The following is a 20,269-nucleotide window of genomic DNA, read 5'->3' on the forward strand; positions in this document are numbered from 1 at the left end:
TCCTCAAAGTTCCGCGTACATGCGACCGGGGTTAAACACGCCGCAAGGATCGAGCTGCTGTTTAAGCTGCTGGTGATAGCGGAATAAAGGTGCCGGTAGCGGGGCAAAGCCACCGTCTCCGGCACTAAACCGGGTCGCATGACCGCCAGCGTTGCGGGCGATGCGATGGATTTGATTATCATCGGCTGTCGATTTCAGCCAGCGTAACGCCCCGCCCCAGTCGATCAGTTGCTCGCCGGGTAAATCCATCATCGGCGCATCACTGGGTAATGAAATGCGCCATAAGGTACCTGGTAACGAGAAGAACGGCAGTTGTTGTTCACGCAATTGCTGCCAGAACTGACCTGCAACCTCTTCGCCACCCAGCAGTTCACGCGCTGCTTTTACCGATCCTTCGCCGCCCTCAAGGCGGATCCACAACGCATTGTCGAAGTAACATAAGCCACTAATGGGTAGCGGCTGGAGTTGCCACTGGGCGATTTCATTCATGGCTTCTTGCAGGCTGATTTCCCGACGCAGGCTCAGGGAGGCGCGCGGTCGCGGTAACACTTTCATCGAGATTTCAGTGAGCACGCCAAGACAACCGTAGCTTCCGGCCATTAACCGTGAGAGATCGTATCCGGCAACGTTTTTCATCACTTCGCCACCAAAACGCAGATGTTTTCCAGTGCCGGTAATAATGCGCGTGCCGAGGACAAAATCGCGGACCGAACCACTCCACGGGCGACGCGGCCCCGCCAGCCCGCAAGCGACCATCCCGCCCCAGGTGGCTTCTTCACCATAATGCGGCGGCTCGCAGGGGAGCATTTGCCCGGCGCTCTCCAGCGCTGCTTCAATCGCCACCAGCGGCGTTCCGGCACGCGCGGTTATCACCAGCTCGGTCGGGTCGTAATTAACAATGCCGCGATGACAACGCACATCCAGCGTTTGCCCGGTGACAGGGCGACCTAAAAAGGCTTTACTATTGCTGCCCTGAATCACCAGCGGCGTTTTATCGCTAATCGCCTGATTCACCTGCTCCAGCAGCGCCTGGCTGTAATCACACTCGCGTAGCATCAGAAACGCTCCAGTTCAGGAAAAGGTAAATGACCGTGATGCACATGCATGGCACCAAATTCAGCACAGCGGTGTAGCGTGGGAATGTTTTTTCCTGGGTTCAGCAAACCATCGGGGTCAAACGCCGCCTTGACCGCATGGAAGGTCGTGATTTCATCGCTGTTGAACTGGGCGCACATTTGATTGATTTTTTCGCGCCCGATGCCATGTTCCCCACTGATGCTGCCGCCAACTTCAACGCAGAGTTCGAGGATCTTCCCGCCCAGTTCTTCCGCGCGGGCAAATTCACCGGGTTCGTTGGCATCGAAAAGGATTAACGGGTGCATGTTGCCGTCTCCGGCATGAAAGACGTTGGCAACGCGTAAATCATATTGCTGCGATAAACGGGCAATGCCTTCCAGTACGCCTGGCAGGGCGCGGCGCGGGATGGTGCCATCCATGCAGTAGTAATCCGGGGAGATACGTCCTACCGCCGGGAACGCATTTTTGCGACCGGCCCAGAAACGTACTCGCTCTGCTTCGTCCTGTGCCAGACGGACGTCAGTCGCACCCGCGTTCAACAAGATGTCGTTAACCTGCTCGCAGTCTTCCTGTACGTCAGACTCCACGCCGTCCAGTTCGCATAACAAAATCGCTTCGGCATCGACGGGATAACCGGCATGAATAAAATCTTCCGCCGCGCGAATCGACAGGTTATCCATCATCTCCAGCCCACCGGGGATAATGCCATTGGCGATGATGTCACCAACCGCAAGTCCGGCTTTTTCTACCGAGTCAAAGCTGGCTAACAGAACCCGCGCCACGGGCGGCTTCGGCAACAGCTTCACCGTTACTTCGGTGGTCACGCCGAGCATACCTTCCGATCCGGTAAACAGCGCCAGCAGGTCAAAACCAGGCGAATCCAGCGCGTCCGATCCCAGCGTCAGCGCCTCGCCATCCAGCATTTGCACTTCAATTTTCAGCAGGTTATGTACGGTTAGACCATATTTCAGGCAGTGAACGCCACCGGCATTTTCCGCCACATTGCCGCCAATCGAACAGGCGATTTGTGAGGACGGATCCGGCGCGTAATAGAGATTATGCGGCGCAACGGCCTGGGAGATCGCCAGGTTACGCACGCCCGGCTGCACGCGCGCGCGGCGACCGATGGGGTTAATGTCGAGGATCTCTTTAAAGCGCGCCATCACCAACAACACACCTTTTTCCAGCGGCAGCGCGCCACCAGAAAGCCCGGTGCCTGCGCCACGGGTCACCACCGGCACACGCAGGCGGTGGCAGACAGCCAGAATCGCCGTCACCTGTTCCATCTGCTTAGGCAGAACAACCAGTAATGGACGCGTGCGATACGCGCTCAACCCGTCACACTCGTAAGGAATGATCTCCTCATCGGTATGCAGGATCTCCAGTCCAGGGACATGCTCACGCAGTGCCATCAGTACCGATGTGCGGTCGACTTCGGGTAAAGCGCCATCAAGACGCTCTTCGTACAAGATGCTCATGAGTAGGGTTCGCTTTGTTGTGTTGTGTGGCAGCTGATTTTTTCGCGCTGCTTCTGTGAACAGTTATTAAGCGGGCTTTTCGTTTTCGTCTATCTCTTTAGCTACCGGTCAGACCATTTTTTTTCCAGCTCTGTGACCTTGCTTTGGTTAACTTAATGTTAAATTGATGTAACATAATCACTTACGTGATGTGCGTGTTTTGCGAGTTAAGAACAGAAAAATTGGTCCTACCTGTGCACGAGGTCCGGGAATGAAAGATGAACGTCGCCCTATTTGCGAAGTGGTTGCAGAGAGTATCGAACGGTTAATTATCGACGGCGTGTTGAAGGTCGGTCAGCCGCTTCCCTCGGAACGTCGACTGTGTGAAAAGCTCGGCTTCTCACGCTCCGCACTGCGTGAAGGGCTGACCGTGCTGCGCGGGCGCGGGATTATTGAAACGGCGCAGGGTCGCGATTCTCGTGTCGCACGGCTTAATCGGGTGCAGGACGCCAGCCCGCTGATCCATCTGTTCAGTACGCAGCCGCGAACGCTGTACGATCTGCTCGACGTTCGCGCATTACTGGAGGGCGAATCGGCAAGGCTGGCGGCAACGCTGGGAACCCAGGCTGATTTTGTTGTGATAACCCGCTGTTATGAAAAAATGCTCGCCGCCAGTGAGAACAACAAAGAGATTTCGCTGATCGAACATGCGCAGTTGGATCACGCTTTCCATCTCGCCATTTGTCAGGCTTCTCACAATCAGGTGCTGGTGTTTACGCTGCAATCATTGACCGACCTGATGTTTAATTCGGTGTTTGCCAGCGTAAATAATCTCTACCATCGACCACAGCAAAAAAAGCAGATCGATCGCCAGCATGCGCGGATCTACAACGCGGTGTTGCAGCGGCTGCCGCACGTTGCCCAGCGCGCAGCACGCGATCATGTGCGGACCGTGAAAAAGAATCTCCACGATATCGAGCTGGAAGGCCACCATTTGATTCGCTCGGCGGTGCCGCTGGAGATGAAGCAGGGGTGACTGCCATCAAATCTGCTTTTCATACAATCGGTAACGCTTGTACGGTTCCGCCCCAATGCGTTCCAGCATGTTATTCATGCCTGTATTGGTTTCGAGGATCCATGACATTTCCAGCGCATCGATCTTCCGGCGGGCAAACGGATCGCGTAAGGCTTCAATCAATAACAGCGCAATCACCGGGCCGATGCGGCTGAACTGATACTCGTCCCGCACGCCCATCAGCGGCACTCGCGCAGTTCGCACACCGCTGACTTTCAAACGCCACAGCAATTTTGCCCAGCCGAAGGGAAAGAGCGATCCGTTCAGATCGGCAATCGCCTCGTTGATGTTCGGCAAGCCGACAATAAACGCGCAGGGTGCAGAATCAATCTCAGCGATGTAGATCATATCGTCCGGCACCAGATATTTAAGTTGATCGCCCATGGTCGCGAATTCATGTTCGGTAAACGGCACAAATCCCCAGTTGTGCTGCCAGCCAGAATTGAAAATCTCACGCAGGATCTGCATCTCTTCGGCAAACCGCTGGCGATTGATGCAGCGAATGGTTACTTTTTTGCGCACCTGATCCATCAGTTTTTTTAGCGCCGGAGAGAAAGTGAGATCGGTTCGCTGCATCCACCACGCCAGTAAATCAATGCCTTTGTGATAACCCAGTTGTTCAATATGCGCGGCATACCACGGTTTGCCGTGTGGCATCATCGCACAGGGAGGTGTGTCAAAACCTTCAATCAGTAATCCGCTTTCCTGATTGATATTCAGGCTGAAAGGCCCGCTGATCTTACTTGCACCTTGTGACTTCAACCACGCCTCCGCTGCGCCAAACAACGCGGCAAAAACCTGCGGATCATCAATGGCATCAATCATTCCGAAATGACCGGTATCTTCACCGTAACGCTCACGGTGCAAGGTATCTATTTGCGCGGTAATACGCCCAACTATCTGCCCCGCTTTTTTTGCCACCCACGCCTGCCAGATGATATGGTCCGTCCCCGGATTCTTCGCAGACAAATGCTCGCTACGTTCAATGAATAAAGGGGGTATCCAGTTTGGATCATCGGGATAAAGTGATGACGGAAAAGCGATAAATGCCTTAAGGTCTTTTTTATTAATTACTTTTTCAATTTTAATCATCAGCAGATCGCATTCCATATCTCTGTGGATAACAAATAATTAACGGTGAAAAACAGGTTGCAACAGCAACGAACGGCATCTTAATAATCAACCCAATGAATACAAACAAAGAATAAATAGTATTTATTAATGATTACGATAAGGTCAAAGACTACACAGAAGCGCCACAATGCCTCTTGTCGATTTAAGGCGACCGGACAAGGCTCCTTCTTAATATATTCACAAATTAAATATCATTCACAATAAAAACAAAAAAGCCAAACTTATTATTTAAATCAATGTTCATTTTCACACCGATGAAAATACTATCTCATTTATCTTTTATGCCTATATAATCCACCGCATTATTGTCATTTTATTTTTGATATCCAATTTTTTCGTGGTGTATATGTCTAATAAAATCTTTACGCATTCCCTACCTATGCGCTATGCCGATTTTCCAACGCTGGTTGATGCTTTGGACTACGCCGCTCTGAGTAGCGCCGGAATGAATTTTTATGACAGACGTTGCCAACTTGAAGATCAACTGGAATATCAGACGTTAAAAGCGCGTGCCGAAGCTGGTGCGAAAAGGTTGTTATCGCTGAACCTGAAAAAAGGCGATCGCGTGGCGCTGATTGCCGAAACGAGTAGCGGGTTTGTAGAGGCTTTTTTTGCCTGCCAGTATGCCGGCTTAGTCGCCGTCCCGTTGGCGATTCCAATGGGCGTAGGTCAGCGGGATTCCTGGAGCGCCAAACTGCAGGGTTTACTGGCAAGTTGCCAGCCCGCAGCCATTATCACTGGTGATGAGTGGTTGCCACTGGTCAATGCCGCGACGCATAACAACAACCCCGAATTACATGTTTTAAGCCACGCCTGGTTTAAGGCATTACCGGAAGCCGATGTTGTGCTCCAGCGTCCAGTTCCAAACGATATCGCCTACCTCCAGTACACCTCCGGCAGCACCCGTTTTCCCCGTGGCGTCATTATCACCCATCACGAAGTGATGGCTAATCTACGTGCTATAAGCCACGATGGGATTAAATTACGCCCTGGCGACCGCTGCGTCTCCTGGCTGCCTTTCTACCATGATATGGGACTGGTCGGCTTTCTCCTGACCCCCGTCGCCACGCAGCTTTCAGTAGATTATTTGCGCACTCAGGATTTTGCCATGCGTCCTCTGCAATGGCTTAAATTGATCAGTAAAAATCGTGGCACCGTTTCCGTTGCACCGCCGTTTGGCTATGAATTGTGCCAGCGCCGCGTGAATGAAAAAGATCTCGCTGAACTGGATCTTTCCTGCTGGCGCGTCGCTGGTATTGGCGCAGAACCCATATCCGCAGAACAACTCCATCAATTCGCTGAATGTTTCCGTCAGGTTAACTTTGACGATAAAACTTTCATGCCGTGCTACGGACTGGCAGAAAATGCGCTGGCTGTCAGCTTCTCTGATGAAGCCTGCGGGGTTGTGGTTAACGAAGTGGATCGCGACATCCTCGAATACCAGGGTAAAGCCGTCGCGCCGGGTGCTGAAACACGCGCCGTATCGACTTTCGTCAACTGCGGTAAAGCGTTGCCTGAACATGGCATTGAAATCCGCAATGAAGCAGATATACCTGTCGCGGAACGTGTGGTAGGCCATATTTGCATCTCCGGCCCCAGCCTGATGAGCGGGTACTTTGGCGACCAGGTTTCGCAAGACGAGATTGCCGCGACGGGCTGGTTAGACACCGGCGACCTTGGTTATCTGCTGGACGGTTATCTGTATGTCACCGGACGCATTAAAGATCTGATTATTATTCGTGGCCGTAATATCTGGCCGCAGGATATTGAATACATTGCGGAACAGGAGCCGGAAATTCATTCTGGCGATGCGATTGCTTTTGTTACCGCCCAGGAAAAAATCATTTTGCAGATCCAGTGTCGGATCAGCGACGAAGCACGTCGCGGGCAGCTTATCCACGCGCTGGCAGCTCGGATCCAAAGCGAATTTGGCGTTACCGCGGATATCGATCTGTTGCCGCCCCACAGTATTCCCCGAACATCCTCCGGCAAGCCTGCCCGTGCGGAAGCGAAAAAACGTTATCAGAAGGCTTATGCTGCCAGTCTTCATGTGCAGGAATCCCTGGCATGAATCAAACTGTCGCGGTGACGGGCGCTACCGGGTTTATCGGTAAATATATTATTGATAACCAGCTCGCCCGCGGCTTTCACGTTCGCGCATTGACGCGTACTGCCCGCGCTCACGTCAATGATAATCTCACTTGGGTGCGCGGTTCGCTGGAAGATACACATTCGCTTAGCGAACTGGTTGCCGGAGCCAGCGCGGTGGTCCATTGCGCCGGGCAAGTGCGCGGGCACAAAGAAGAGATTTTTACCCGCTGCAACGTTGACGGCAGCCTGCGCCTGATGCAAGCGGCAAAAGAGAGCGGCTTTTGCCAACGTTTTCTGTTTATCTCTTCGCTGGCGGCGCGCCATCCCGAACTCTCCTGGTACGCAAATTCCAAACACGTCGCCGAACAACGGCTGACTGCAATGGCTGACGAAATTACGTTGGGCGTTTTTCGCCCGACAGCCGTGTATGGTCCCGGCGATAAAGAGTTAAAACCGCTGTTTGACTGGATGCTGCGCGGTCTGCTACCACGACTTGGCACGCCAGAGACACAGCTCTCTTTTCTTCACGTCACCGATTTTGCGCAAGCAGTGGGTCAGTGGTTAAGCGCCGAAACTGTACAGACGCAAACCTATGAATTATGCGATGGCGTCGCCGGAGGCTATGACTGGCAACGTGTCCAACAGCTTGTTGCCGATGTCCGCTGTGGTTCCGTGCGGATGGTCGGTATTCCTCAGCCGCTACTCACCTGCCTTGCGGATATCAGTACCGCGTTGAGCCGTCTGGCGGGTAAAGAACCGATGCTGACTCGTTCGAAAATCCGTGAATTAACCCATGCCGACTGGTCGGCAAGTAATAACCGTATTTCTGAAGATATTAATTGGTTTCCCGGGATTAGCCTGGAACACGCATTACGCAACGGGCTATTTTGATTGTCTTGTTTAAAGGTGTGTTAACGTTTCTATGGTAAATCGTGAAATAGTAATGGATTACATCCTTTCCTGTTTACAGGATTTGGTCGAAAACGGTGTGGAAATTAAGCCCGACAGCGATCTCGTCAACGATCTTGGCCTGGAGTCGATCAAAGTGATGGATCTCTTAATGATGCTGGAAGACAGATTCGATATTTCCATTCCTATTAATATTCTGCTGGATGTCAAAACCCCTGCGCAATTAATGGAAACTCTACTTCCATGGCTGGAGAATAACTAATGGGGCTATACGATAAATATGCGCGCCTTGCTGGCGAGCGCCTGCAATTTAGTGACAACGGGTTAACACCATTTGGCACCTGTATTGATGAAGTGTATTCCGCCACCGAAGGCCGGATCGGCAATAAAAAAGTGATTCTGGCCGGGACCAATAATTATCTCGGTTTAACCTTTAATCATGATGCTATCCGCGAAGGTCAGGCAGCGTTAGCGGCCCAAGGCACCGGCACCACCGGTTCTCGTATGGCAAACGGCAGTTATGCGCCGCATCTGGCGTTAGAGAAAGAGATTGCCGAGTTTTTCAATCGCCCTACCGCTATCGTTTTTTCAACCGGTTATACCGCTAATTTAGGCGTCATCAGCACACTTGCCGACCATAACGCCGTGGTGTTACTGGATGCCGACAGCCACGCCAGTATTTATGACGCCTGTTCTCTCGGCGGCGCGGAGATTATTCGTTTCCGCCATAATGACGTCAACGATCTGGAACGGCGCATGGTCCGCCTCGGTGAACGGGCGAAAGAGGCGATTATTATCGTTGAAGGCATCTACAGTATGCTCGGTGACGTTGCGCCGCTGGCAGAAATTGTTGATATCAAACGTCGTCTCGGTGGTTATTTGATTGTCGATGAAGCACATTCGTTTGGCGTGTTAGGCGCTACGGGGCGCGGACTGGCCGAAGCTGTCGGCGTTGAAGACGACGTGGATATTATCGTTGGCACCTTCAGTAAAAGTTTGGCTTCCATTGGTGGTTTTGCCGTGGGTTCAGAAGCGATGGAAGTGCTGCGCTACGGCAGCCGCCCGTATATTTTTACCGCCTCTCCTTCTCCGTCCTGCATTGCGACCGTGCGCTCGTCGTTAAGAACCATTGCCTCACAACCAGAGCTGCGGCAAAAGCTGATGGATAACGCCAACCATCTGTATGATGGTCTGCAAAAACTGGGTTACGAGTTAAGTTCACATATTAGCCCGGTAGTGCCAGTAATAATCGGTTCGAAAGAGGAAGGTTTACGCATCTGGCGCAAGCTTATTTCGCTGGGCGTTTATGTGAATCTTATCCTGCCACCTGCCGCGCCTGCTGGCATCACGCTGCTGCGCTGTAGCGTAAACGCTGCCCACAGTCGTGAGCAAATCGATGCCATCATTCAGGCATTTGCTACTCAGAAGCAGTAATGTGAACCCGCCGTGGTGTTGCGCCACGGCGGGTTTAATGTTGTCTGTCATACCAATACACCAGGCTCAACGCCACCAGCACAAACGCTACCGGTAAACCGAGCGCGGTAACAGGTGCGCTCAACGCAAATAGCAATCCCAGATTGACCATGATTTGATAGCTGATCCAGGTGAGTAAACCAACGATGACGCCTACAGCGAGACGGCTACCCATCCCTGGCGAGCGCGGGACACTAAAGGTAAACGGCACAGCCAGCAAAATCATCGCCAGAGTCAAGATCGGTTGCCCCAGTTTTTCCCACAGTGCAAGGTGGTATTCGCTGCTGGGTTGCCCGGTATCCTGCAAATAATGGATGTAATGATTAAGCTGACGGACAGAAAAAGTATTCCCCGGCATCGATAACTCTTCAAGATTCATACTGGTGAAGGCCGATTGCCAGGCAAGATTATCTAATGTTTCCAGCGTTTCTTTGCCATTCAACCATTTTTTATAATTCACACCATGCAGGATCCACGTTTTATCGTCTTCAATGGTGGCACTGCGCGCATAAATGTAGGATTCGAGCGAGAGATCGTCGCGGTAATGAAAAATCTCCACGCCCACCGGCTGGCCCTGCTCGTTCAGCGATTTCACCGTCACAAATTCATTACCGCGCCTGGCCCAAAGCATATTGCCGATAATGTCATTGTCCTCCCCCAACGCGGTGGCAGTCGATTTGATTTGCAGCGCCTGTTGCTGCAATGGTGACGCCACCCACTCATCAATCGCGCCTAACGAAACAGTCCACAGTATCCCTGCAACCAGCGCCACCAGTGCAATGCGGAAGATAGAAAACCCCGTGCTGCGAATGGCGGTAAGCTCACTGTTTTTCGATAACTGCCCGAGACCAACAATCCCCCCCAATAACGCGATAAACGGCGAAAGTTCGACCAGTGTGCGCGGTAAGGTCATCAGCACCACCAGCACTGCCTGAGTCCAGCGATAACCGCCCGGACTGACATCATCCAGTTCGTTAATCAGGTTGAAGGTGGTAAAAAGCGGCAGCAATAGCCCTGCGGCGGCGGCAAAACCGAGAAAGAGGTGACGGATTAAATAGCGACTGAAAACATTCATCGGGGAAATTTCTGCAGCAAGGAGAAGTCGCGTGCGACCAGCATCAACAGGCCCATTAGCATGAGTCCGGGCACTAACCACAAACCAGGAATGAGGGGAATCGCGCCGTTAGCCACCAGCGTACGACAGACGTCGCCGCCATAAAAAATGGCAACAAACAGCAACGTCAGTGGCAGTAGCGTTGAAAATCGCCCCTGCCGCGGTTTTACCCGACTTAATGAAATGGCCAGCAGCGCCATCAACAATGCTGTCAGGCCACGGCTTTGTCGCCATTGCAGTTCGGCATGATCGGCTGGAAAGACGGAGCGTGCCAGCTCCGTGACCGATTTTGCTTTGCGTTTGACGTTAGGGCTTTGATCCAGCGGATTGAGATGCAATTGCAGATTACGGTAGATCTGTTCGTTGTCGTCACGCCCCTGATGATCGAGAAGATAGGCGGTACCGTTATGCAACATAACGGTCGGTTTCTCGGGTGATGGGTCAACCACATCAACCGAACGGGCGCGGAAAATGCGGGTTCGATTGGCAGTAGAAGTATAAATCAGCGCGTCAGTCAGGCGATTATTATCCTGATCAACCGTCTGCGAAAGGATCATTCGTCCGTTATCGTTAGTGTTAAATTTCTTTGCCCGCAACTGACGAACATCCAGCTCCGACTGCGATTGTTGCTCCAGTTGATAAATCTGCGCATAAGCCCAGGGACGACCATACATCGACAGAAGGGTGACAAAAATACTTAGCGGTATCGCCAGATAAAGAACGGCTTTGTACAAACGTCCCGGACTGCCCCCCGCCGCGGAGATAGCGGTAATTTCCGAGTCGGTATACATTTGCCCTAGCGTCACGCCAACTGAAGCATATAGTCCAACAGGTAACAGCATCTCCAGTGCAATCAGCACTTTGTAGAAAACGATATCCAGCACAACATCAAGAGCTAATGTCCCATTTGCCGCTTCGGTCAGATAACGCTGTGCGGAGTAGCTGGCGAAAATAAAGATCAGAAAACCGACGATAATCAGCACCAGACGGCGCGTACCACGCATGATGTAGTGTTCAACCAGCTTCATCTCGCTAACGCCCTCAATCCTTTGAATTTTTTATTCATTGATCAGTTTCTGCGCCAGCGCAATGACATGATCTACCTCTTCCGGTGTCAGGCTGCCGTCCTTTGCCCACTGAATTCGCCCGGCTTTATTCAATACCAGAATGGTTGAACTCTGCTCCGGCAATTGCCAGGCAACGCGTCCCAGACCATTGCCGTCAATAACGAATTGCGCCCACGGATAGCGGCGTTTATTTTTTTCGATTTTGCCAACGACAAAATAGCCAGTACCAAAGATGGCATCATCGGTGTTCACAATAGTGGTGGGCTGAAAACGATCCTGCGAAAAGTTTGCCGCTTCAACCGCTTTAATTAACAGTGAGTTCTTTTTCTTCGCAGACTTACGTCCGGCGATATACTGAATAATGCGGACTTTTCCCGTCAATTGTGTGCTGTTCCACTTTTGGTAGTGAATTTCGTCGTCGCTATTCAGAAGCAGCTCGCCGCCTTCCTGGATATAAACAGGGGTAACCGTTTTGCCAGTGACGAAATTGTGTGCCGCCGCGCCTGGCGCTAAGAGTGCGATGATCAGAGCGAAAATCCAACGAGATGGCATTATTGCTCCGGATAGAGTGGGAAACGCGAAATAAGCAGTTCTAAACGCTGGCGAATATCGCTATCCAGCGCCACCGGTGCATCATATGACCGGCGGTTCTCCATATCATCCGCCACCATGTCGTCGTGCTTATCCCCCATCAGACCATTAATGGCGGCGAGAAAACGGGAAATCAGTAACGCCTCTTTATTTTCAGGATCAAGCGATCTTAAGGTGTCGTAATAAGAAACCTGCTGGCTGATGATTTTTCGCACATCATGAAATTCCCTGCCAGTTAGTTGCGGTTTAGCAATAATCTCTTTCAGGATGTACATTTGCTTCTGGCGGTAGGCGATAAAACCGTTCACGGTTTCTAACTGGCTATGGCGCAATGAATAGTTCACCAGCCACCAGACAGGGGAGCTCAAATAAACACGTAACAGGTTACCGTAAAACGACACAATATTTTTCTTACCGTTACGAAAGCCATCCTGAAAATGCCCAAGAAAAACGGTCGTTTTGCCGAATAAAAATCCGGCCTGATGCTTCTTTAAATACAGCCGTTGCGCAAAACGCAGATGCTTGTAGCGCGCTCGCATGTATTTAAACTGTTTGCGCTCGTCTGTCGTCAGCTCATCGCCTTTCGCCTGTTTGCGGATTAAACGCAGTAACTCCTGACGATTAACACCATCCAGCCAGAATTTCAGGCATAACGCGTAATTATCATGGATGATTTCGGTGGTACAACTTAGTGCGATAGTCGGCGGCAAACTGACCTGTGCATCAACAACATCATCTTCTTCAATCGCAACAAATAGACGCTCGCTCGCCTCAAGCGGGAAATATTTTCTCATCATCAGGATTTCTCTCCGGTTGAGTTATAAAGCAAGGAATGGCGCTGAAAAAATGCCTTTAAGGTCGGAATTAGCGAGAGCACCACATCCAGACATTGCCCACCGAAGTAAGCAAATGCAGCCCCCAGCACGCCAAACAGATGACAGAACATGAACAGCAATACGATGTAGCCGATTGAGGCGATGGTTTGCGCCACGAGAAAAGCGCGCTGTTTTCCCGCCATCAATAGCAATGACTCCTGTGGGAAGCCCAGCATCGAAATCACAATTGCGCCCAGCATCACCTGAATCAGGTCATACGCTTCGAGATACTTAACGCCAAACACCAGCGAAATGAGCGGCTTGCCGACGATCAACACCGCGAGCGCCACCAGAATACCGATTCCGCCCGCCAGTAAACCGGACTTCACGCCTAACAACCACGGTCTGGTGGTGCGTGGATCTAAACGCATCACCTCTGGGTAAAAACTTTTGCCCAGTAAACCCGCTGGCGTTCCGGCGGCATCGAAGAATGTCATGGCGATTTTAAATAACCCGGCGGCAGCGGGTCCTAACACGATCCCCACCAACACTGTGCTGCACGAGTTACGCGCCGACCAGATGGAGTGGGCAATGTTGGTTGACCAGACAAAACTCCACGCGCCTTTAATGTGTCGGGCAGACTCAAACAGATTCAATTTGAAGGCGTTATGGATATTTCTGCGGCGTAATTCGCGCGCGGCAAACCACCAGTACATGGTGCCGCCAACCAGATTCGACACGTACCAGGCAATAACAAAACCCGCAAAACCAAAGTCAAAATACCAGGCTACGACGCTCCCCGCTGCGCGCAGAAAAGGTTTCGTCGCCTGCTGTACAGCAATCAAATCAAAGCGATCTACCGCACGCAGAATGCCGGTCGGCGTGGAGGAAGCCATTGAAGGAATGAGCGTGCAATAGAGCGCCGCCAGCCAAAAGCTTTGGTCATCCAGACCTAATGAATGGGAAAGGAATGGCAGTAAGGCAATGCCGCCGACAATCGCCACCGCGCCGCTGACGATATCCAGCGAGAAGGAAAATGAGACAACATTGCGAAATTGCTGCGGATCATTGTTGGTCAAAGCTGGCGTTCCGTACTGAACCACCAGCTGCCATGTCTGAAACTTAATAAAATCGCTGATCGACTTGGCGTACGATTGCACAATTACCAGTACGCCAAACATGGCGGGCGTCATCCCTTTACCGGCACACGAGAGCGCCAACAGCCCCAGCAAAGCGCTCACAACATTACTGGAGCCTAACCAGGCGCTATTGCGAATAATGGTGCGAAACGCGCCATCTGCAAACCAATGTTTGATGTTAAAAACCGCCAATTCAGCCTGACCTTATCGTTGATAGTAAAAAGTATCCCGCCAGCCTTAAGTTAAACTTCGGCGGTCAGAAACGATGGCAACCAGAGAAACCGCCTTCTGTGCCTGTTCCAGCACCTCGCTGTAAGGCGCTCTGGAATCAATCTCAAGAATTTTTGTGCCGTTATAACCAATCGTCGACATGACGCCGATTTTGTCCTGCAGCTCGGCATAGTCATGGTCAGGCTTGCGGGAGATGGCAGTATCAATATCAATCCCCAAGCGAATGATTAATTCAGGACGGTATTGCGCCATTTTTTGGTATAAACGCCGTTCACGCTGCGCCAGAAACCTGCTGATTTTCCCGGTCGCACGTTCGACGCCAATCCCCGGTCCGTCATAATAAAATCCCGAAATTTCAGCCTGCGGGAAGCGATCGCTAACCACCAGAACGCCACTTTGCGCCAGTCGCTGAACCTTGCGCAGATTCGCCATTCTTCGCAGCGAGAAGCAGTACATAATCACCGCCGCCCATAGCGCCGGAGATTTGGTTTTCATGCTTTGGGTTTTCGAGGATTTGGCCGCCAGTCGCCGTTCGAGCCAGACACCAACCAACGGCAATCGTTTGATTTTGTCGCCGTCTTCGCCGGAGAGCAGCCCCAGATAGCGCCGCTCGGTTTGCCAGTGTTGTTGCAGCGATTTCACCAGGTCATTGGTCAGTGTGGATTTACCGGTGCCATCACACCCGACCACCGCAATCAGCCCCGGAATGTAGTTGGGCTGCGGCGCGGTTGTACTCTTAACAGTTTGTGTTTGTAGTGCATCCATTCGTTTAATCATCCCCTATCCATTTTGGTGATCAGGAAAGCGCGGCGTGAATTGCGAGTAGTGACGCTTGCAGAATTTCATCGGCTGGTTGCCGACCATCCAGTTCAAGGATCCTGGCGCCATTGAATGTCAGTTGCGGCGTAACGGCGATTTTTTCCTGTAACGCTGCCAGTTGGTGGTCAGGTTTACGCGCAAACGCGGTTTGTTCATCAATGCCAAGACGAATCAACAATACAGGCAAATAAGACGCCATCCATTGGTACAGCTTCAGCTCACGCTGCCTTAACATTTTTATCCAACCGTTACCGCCCGTGGTTTTTGCCAATTGCGGGCCATCAAAGCGGAAACCCGGCACTTCAACCTGCGGGTAGCGGTCGGTGATGAGCAGATAGCCTTGCTGGTTTTTACACAACATTTTGCGAAACTTGTACGCCCGCCAGCAGGAAAGCAGATAGATAACCAGCGCAGTAATATTGCCAGGCGGTGTTGAGGGCTTTTCGTGCACATGTGCCGCTTTACTTCGCAAATAACGCCCAAAAGGTGCGCCAATAACAGGTAGCTGTGAAATCCATTCGCCAATTCGCCCGGACGATTGCCCGAGATAAATGTGTTCTGTTGGCATTCTTGATGCCAGTTCATTTACCAGGCTTGCCGTGAGGGTCGATTTACCTGAACCATCACATCCTACAATGGCAATAACACGCACTGGCGTGGAATTAATTATTGACATATTACGTTGATTCACGAAAAACCCGGCAGCAAATAATGTATTGAATATTACGTGGTCCGTGCTCAGAATATCCGTTCAACCTTATTGTGACAATGGTTAATTGTGACATTGACCTGAATTACGCTTTCATCAAAAACATATTAACCAAATAAATATTTTGGATGGATATTTAAATTTAAGGATATATTCATGCAGTCAATAATACCTCCATTAATTGCCGTTATTGGTAGCGATGGTTCAGGCAAGTCAACGGTGTGTGAACATCTTATTACCGTTGTCGAAAAATATGGTGCTGCCGAAAGGGTTCATTTAGGAAAACAGGCCGGAAATGTCGGTCGTGCAGTGACAAAATTACCGTTGATGGGAAAATCCTTACATAAAACAATTGAACGAAATCAGGTAAAAACAGCAAAAAAATTGCCTGGACCAGTTCCGGCGCTGGTAATTACAGCGTTTGTCGCCCGCCGCTTACTGCGCTTTCGTCATATGCTTGCCTGTCGTCGTCGCGGGTTAATTGTTTTAACCGACCGTTATCCGCAGGACCAGATTCCTGGCGCTTATGATGGTACGGTGTTTCCGCCTAACGTTGAAGGTGGTCGTTTTGTCTCATGGCTGGCAAGTCAGGAACGTAAAGCATTTCACTGGATGGCGAGCCACAAGCCCGATCTGGTCATCAAACTCAATGTTGACCTTGAAGTTGCCTGCGCGCGTAAACCCGACCATAAACGGGAATCGCTGGCGAGGAAGATTGCCATAACGCCACAGTTAACCTTTGGTGGTGCACAACTGGTTGATATCGACGCCAATCAGCCACTGGAAAAGGTGCTGGTTGATGCAGAAAAAGCGATTACGGATTTTATGACCGCGCGTGGTTATCACTAGTGAAAAATGGAAATGCCCGATCGCCAGGACCGGGCATTTTCAGGAAGGTTAAATCAACTGCAATGCTATCCAGTACAACCCACCAGAAAGAAAAATCGCCGCCGGTAAAGTAAATACCCACGCCATCAGGATGCTGGTTACCGTTTTACGCTGTAACCCACCGCCGTCCACCACCATCGTTCCTGCTACGGCAGATGAGAGTACGTGTGTTGTGGAGACGGGCATCCCAATATAACTGGCAAGGCCGATAGACACTGCCGCCGTCATTTGTGCCGCCATGCCTTGCGCATACGTCATGCCGCGCTTACCAATCTTCTCACCGATGGTCATCGCTACACGACGCCAGCCAATCATGGTGCCGATGCCGAGCGCCAGTGCTACCGCCATGATGATCCATACCGGTGCGTACTCAATGGTGCTTAACATATCGCTGCGCAGTTTTTTCAGCAGGTTCTGGTCTTCTTTACTGACGCCTGGCAGTTTCGCCAGCTTCGCGGAGGTATCAGAGATGCACAGCATAATGCGGCGCAGCTGGCTGCGCTGACTCACGCTTAACGGCTCGTAACTTTCCATATTGCCTGGCAGCATCGTTTTAACGCGCGCAATCGCATCAAAGGTATTTGCTGGATGACAGTGAAACTCTGTTACTTGCGTGCCATCAGTCGATGTCGCAGGCAATGGAGGTTCCATCGTAATCAACTTCTGCGGCAGTTCAGGATGCTGTTGCAGGTAGTGTTCGAAGTTGGTGACGGCATCGCGGGTACGGGTAATTTCATAGCCGGACGCGTTCATATTGACGACAAACCCGGCGGGAGCAATCCCCACCAGCACCAGCATCACCAGACCAATTCCTTTCTGCCCGTCGTTCGCGCCGTGCGAAAACGCCACGCCCGCAGCGGAAACAATGAGGGCAATACGCGTCCAGAATGGCGGCTTACGTTTGCCTTTTTTCTTTTTGCGATCTTCAGGAATACGATGAATACGGTCACGCTTTTTCGTCCCACTCCAGAAACGGCGTAGCAGAAAAATTAGCCCCCCCGCAATCACCAGCCCCACGATGGGAGAGACAATGAGTGAAGAGAAAATCTTGGTGACTTCGCGCAGGTTTAACGCATCCATCACCGACGAGCCGGTTAACAGCGCGTTGGTTAAACCAATGCCGATAATCGCACCAATCAAAGTGTGCGAACTGGAGGCCGGTAAACCAAAGAACCACGTTCCCAGGTTCCAGATAATCGCCGCCAGCAGCATGGAAAAGACCATCGCCAGACCGTGAGTTGACCCCATATTCAGCAACAAATCGGTTGGCAACATATGGACGATGGCATAGGCAACGCTAAGCCCGCCAAGCAATACGCCAAAAAAGTTAAAAAATGCCGCCATGACCACGGCAAGCTGTGGTTGCATGGCACGGGTATAAATAACGGTTGCCACCGCATTCGCCGTGTCATGAAAACCATTGATTGCTTCATAGAACAACACAAATGCCAGAGCAAGTAATAACAAAAGCCCCGTATATATATCAAGGCCAACAAATAAATTTAGCATATATTAGATTACGCCATTTTGAATTTACGAACGGAGGCATTATCAGTGACTTTCACGGCGTGGGCAAAGTGAAATATCATTTTTTAACGATAAAAAGCGTGTTATTTCTTGTGTATCAGACAATAAGCCTTCATTCAAAACCTTTAGAAATAATCAAAACACAGGTATTTCACTTGTTAATATATTCATATATAAAATGAATAAATATTGAAATATATAAATATTGAATATTTTGATTAATCCCCGTACTGATTATTCTTCATAATCAGTACGGGGTTGCTACAACATGTATTACTCTTTCACCACAATTAACGGTTCAATATCACTCTCTTTTTTGATGACCAGTGATTCATCACCGCGCAAACACGTCCCACCGTAGTTGCCGCCAACGGTGAAAGTACATACCTGAATGTATTTACCGTCCACTTTCGGCAAACACCACAGTTGCTGGTAAATATTTTTCTGTTCGGCAAATTTACCACTGGTCTGATCAAGCACCTCTTCATGATGGCTGACCAGGTCAATGTTGCTACCACAGCGCCCGGCAATCGGTTTAACGGCATAACCGGTTTTAACCAGCTCATCATTCACGGTGAAGTCAGTATCCAACAGATAACGATGGTGCGGGAACAGCGACCAGAGGATCGGCAGAATCGCTTTGTTGCCGGGGATCACCGTCCACAGCGGCTCAAAGACCAGCACTTCCGGGCGCAGCAATACGTCGATAAGACGCACTTCATTTTGCGGATGACCGGTCCGAATCGGCACTGCGGCAAATTCACGGTCGCTCACTTCGCGGATTTGATCAAATGCCGTTTCCCACGCCCAGGTTTTCCATACGCAGTTAACCTGTCGCCCTTCTCCATCAATCAGTTGCCCGGCAGCATCCCAACGCAGTTCCTCTAACCCGCGTAAAATACGCGTTTCAAAGCCTGCTTGTTGCAGCGCCTGCTCCATAAACTGCGCGTGATAGTTTTCCTCGATATCTTTGTCCTGCATGATATGGACAAACGGACGTGCACGACTGTGTTTCCAGGCACCAGCCAGTTCGTTAATCAGTCCTTCCGCAGGATTGAAGCCGTTGCCTTTATAGCCCTGCTCCGCCCAACGTTCGAGGATCAAGCCCGCTTCGGTATGACAGGAGGCAGAATCGGCGTTGTATTCGTAGACTTTCAGACCACGTTCATCCATGCAGAAATCCATACGACCAGTGATCATATGATGACGGCGACGCTGCCAGGAGAGACGCAAACGTGGCCAGAGGATTTTCGGAATGTCGAACAACGCCAGCAGGTTGTCATCTTTCAGCACCTTGTCGGTGGCGTGAAGATACATCAGGTGCAGCTCGTTGGTGGCTTTAATCAGCTCCTGCTCGGCGCTCTCGGTAATGGTGTAGTAATGATACGGATCCTGATTGATCACCTGACCGTTGGCCTGTACATAGACGTTTTGCAGCGGATCTTTTTCATCCAGCCATTTACCGTCAAACTGGCCTTTGTTTTCCAGACACGCCCCGCTGATTTTCAGCAGTTCGCCTGCAATTTCCGGCTGTGGCAAGCTGTATTCGGTATCTTCCGTCTGGATCATCCAGCCCAGAATAGTGGTGTCATCGAAGGTGTCTTTCAGGGTATAGCCGCCGTTTTCGACCACCATCTCCAGCTCGCGTGTCCACTGTTGTCCTTGCGGCAACGGGGTATGAATCACGTTCTGTTCCGCAATACGGACTTTGTTGCCATGCAATTGGGTAATGATGGCGACATGGCCAGTGTCTTTAAATTCACCGCCTTTATCCCAGATAAGAAGCGCCCCCGCTACCGGTGCACGCGGCGAACCGTTAGGAAATGCCTGCAATGGCAGGATGTTGTCATTGACCACTTCACGCAGGAAGCGCAGTGAGAAAATCTCCCATGCCATACCCACGTCAGTGAAGACTACACCGTAGTTCAGAAAGAGAAAACGGCGAGCAAATTCAACGCATTGCCATTTGTGGCCCATATATTCATCGTCGATATAGCTACGGAATACGGCGTCATCTTCGTATTCCTGCGGATCGAGAGAACTGTAATCTGAAGAGTAGATTGCTACCCCACCTGGGGCGTAGCCCAATAATGTCCCGAACGGGGCATCCTGGCTGGTCGTTCCTTTGCTCATCACTTTACCTTTAACAATAC

At 51.0% G+C, this 20,269-nt stretch carries 18 protein-coding genes; 6 read left to right on the forward strand and 12 right to left on the reverse strand.

The features are described 5' to 3' along the window. Window positions 1-3: 3 nt before the first annotated feature. Window positions 4-1,056, reverse strand: a complete 1,053-nt coding sequence (gene glcE / locus ACJHYO_RS01940; RefSeq protein WP_000943075.1) for a glycolate oxidase subunit GlcE — start codon at window positions 1,054-1,056, stop codon at window positions 4-6. Further along, window positions 1,056-2,555 (reverse strand): glycolate oxidase subunit GlcD, encoded by a 1,500-nt coding sequence (gene glcD / locus ACJHYO_RS01945; protein ID WP_000026153.1) that lies wholly within the window; start codon window positions 2,553-2,555, stop codon window positions 1,056-1,058. The genes glcE and glcD overlap by 1 nt, the downstream gene beginning before the upstream one ends. A gap of 250 nt (window positions 2,556-2,805) precedes the next feature. Here glcD and glcC point away from each other — a divergent pair, with 250 nt between their 5' ends. Continuing rightward, entirely contained in the window at window positions 2,806-3,570 is a 765-nt protein-coding gene (gene glcC / locus ACJHYO_RS01950; RefSeq protein WP_001314155.1) for a transcriptional regulator GlcC, read from the forward strand. 6 nt (window positions 3,571-3,576) lie between these two features. Here the strand turns inward: glcC and yghO are convergent, their stop codons facing one another. Beyond that, window positions 3,577-4,719, reverse strand: coding sequence for a protein YghO (gene yghO / locus ACJHYO_RS01955; protein ID WP_001312102.1), 1,143 nt, complete (start codon window positions 4,717-4,719; stop codon window positions 3,577-3,579). Window positions 4,720-5,089: 370 nt separating this feature from the next. Between yghO and ACJHYO_RS01960 the strand changes: the two genes are divergently transcribed. From ACJHYO_RS01960 to spt, 4 genes are read left to right on the forward strand one after another with little or no spacing between them, the layout of a single operon-like run. Then, window positions 5,090-6,814: a fatty acyl-AMP ligase gene (locus ACJHYO_RS01960; RefSeq protein WP_001533618.1), complete on the forward strand. Its 1,725-nt coding sequence runs from the start codon at window positions 5,090-5,092 to the stop codon at window positions 6,812-6,814. Further along, window positions 6,811-7,725, forward strand: a complete 915-nt coding sequence (locus ACJHYO_RS01965) for an NAD-dependent epimerase/dehydratase family protein (protein WP_001077196.1) — start codon at window positions 6,811-6,813, stop codon at window positions 7,723-7,725. Before ACJHYO_RS01960 ends, ACJHYO_RS01965 begins: the two co-directional genes overlap by 4 nt. 31 nt (window positions 7,726-7,756) lie before the next feature. Further along, complete coding sequence (locus tag ACJHYO_RS01970; protein WP_000248098.1) at window positions 7,757-8,005, forward strand: acyl carrier protein; 249 nt, start codon at window positions 7,757-7,759, stop codon at window positions 8,003-8,005. Continuing rightward, complete coding sequence (gene spt, locus ACJHYO_RS01975; protein WP_000524959.1) at window positions 8,005-9,177, forward strand: serine palmitoyltransferase; 1,173 nt, start codon at window positions 8,005-8,007, stop codon at window positions 9,175-9,177. The genes ACJHYO_RS01970 and spt overlap by 1 nt, the downstream gene beginning before the upstream one ends. A gap of 34 nt (window positions 9,178-9,211) precedes the next feature. Here spt and lptG read toward each other — a convergent pair whose 3' ends face one another. From lptG to ACJHYO_RS02010, 7 genes are read right to left on the reverse strand one after another with little or no spacing between them, the layout of a single operon-like run. Next, window positions 9,212-10,291, reverse strand: coding sequence for an LPS export ABC transporter permease LptG (lptG, locus tag ACJHYO_RS01980; protein WP_001331686.1), 1,080 nt, complete (start codon window positions 10,289-10,291; stop codon window positions 9,212-9,214). Further along, window positions 10,288-11,358: an LPS export ABC transporter permease LptF gene (gene lptF / locus ACJHYO_RS01985; protein WP_000779629.1), complete on the reverse strand. Its 1,071-nt coding sequence runs from the start codon at window positions 11,356-11,358 to the stop codon at window positions 10,288-10,290. The genes lptG and lptF overlap by 4 nt, the downstream gene beginning before the upstream one ends. A 30-nt stretch (window positions 11,359-11,388) precedes the next feature. Next, a complete protein-coding gene (locus tag ACJHYO_RS01990) occupies window positions 11,389-11,949 on the reverse strand; it encodes a YtfJ family protein (RefSeq protein WP_001141145.1) in 561 nt (186 codons plus the stop codon). Next, on the reverse strand, window positions 11,949-12,785 hold the full coding sequence (locus tag ACJHYO_RS01995) for a hypothetical protein (protein WP_024231639.1): 837 nt from the start codon (window positions 12,783-12,785) through the stop codon (window positions 11,949-11,951). The genes ACJHYO_RS01990 and ACJHYO_RS01995 overlap by 1 nt, the downstream gene beginning before the upstream one ends. Continuing rightward, on the reverse strand, window positions 12,785-14,134 hold the full coding sequence (locus tag ACJHYO_RS02000) for a lipopolysaccharide biosynthesis protein (RefSeq protein ID WP_000257922.1): 1,350 nt from the start codon (window positions 14,132-14,134) through the stop codon (window positions 12,785-12,787). Before ACJHYO_RS02000 ends, ACJHYO_RS01995 begins: the two co-directional genes overlap by 1 nt. Window positions 14,135-14,179: 45 nt before the next feature. Then, the gene (locus tag ACJHYO_RS02005) at window positions 14,180-14,938 is read right to left on the reverse strand and encodes a hypothetical protein (RefSeq protein ID WP_001445422.1); all 759 of its coding nucleotides are present in this window, start codon (window positions 14,936-14,938) and stop codon (window positions 14,180-14,182) included. 31 nt (window positions 14,939-14,969) lie between these two features. Then, on the reverse strand, window positions 14,970-15,683 hold the full coding sequence (locus ACJHYO_RS02010; RefSeq protein WP_001076281.1) for a dTMP kinase: 714 nt from the start codon (window positions 15,681-15,683) through the stop codon (window positions 14,970-14,972). 174 nt (window positions 15,684-15,857) lie between these two features. Between ACJHYO_RS02010 and ACJHYO_RS02015 the strand changes: the two genes are divergently transcribed. Continuing rightward, window positions 15,858-16,550, forward strand: a complete 693-nt coding sequence (locus tag ACJHYO_RS02015) for a dTMP kinase (protein WP_001190683.1) — start codon at window positions 15,858-15,860, stop codon at window positions 16,548-16,550. Between the two features lie 48 nt (window positions 16,551-16,598). Here ACJHYO_RS02015 and pitB read toward each other — a convergent pair whose 3' ends face one another. Both pitB and gss read right to left on the reverse strand, forming a co-directional pair. Further along, window positions 16,599-18,098, reverse strand: a complete 1,500-nt coding sequence (pitB, locus tag ACJHYO_RS02020) for an inorganic phosphate transporter PitB (protein ID WP_000933277.1) — start codon at window positions 18,096-18,098, stop codon at window positions 16,599-16,601. 291 nt (window positions 18,099-18,389) lie between these two features. After that, window positions 18,390-20,249 carry a bifunctional glutathionylspermidine amidase/synthase gene (gss, locus tag ACJHYO_RS02025; protein WP_024704867.1) on the reverse strand — a complete coding sequence of 620 codons (1,860 nt, stop codon included), beginning with the start codon at window positions 20,247-20,249 and terminating at the stop codon, window positions 18,390-18,392. Between the last annotated feature and the right edge of the window lie 20 nt (window positions 20,250-20,269).

The organism is Escherichia sp. WS1118, assembly GCF_046487695.1.
Lineage (GTDB): Bacteria > Pseudomonadota > Gammaproteobacteria > Enterobacterales > Enterobacteriaceae > Escherichia > Escherichia coli.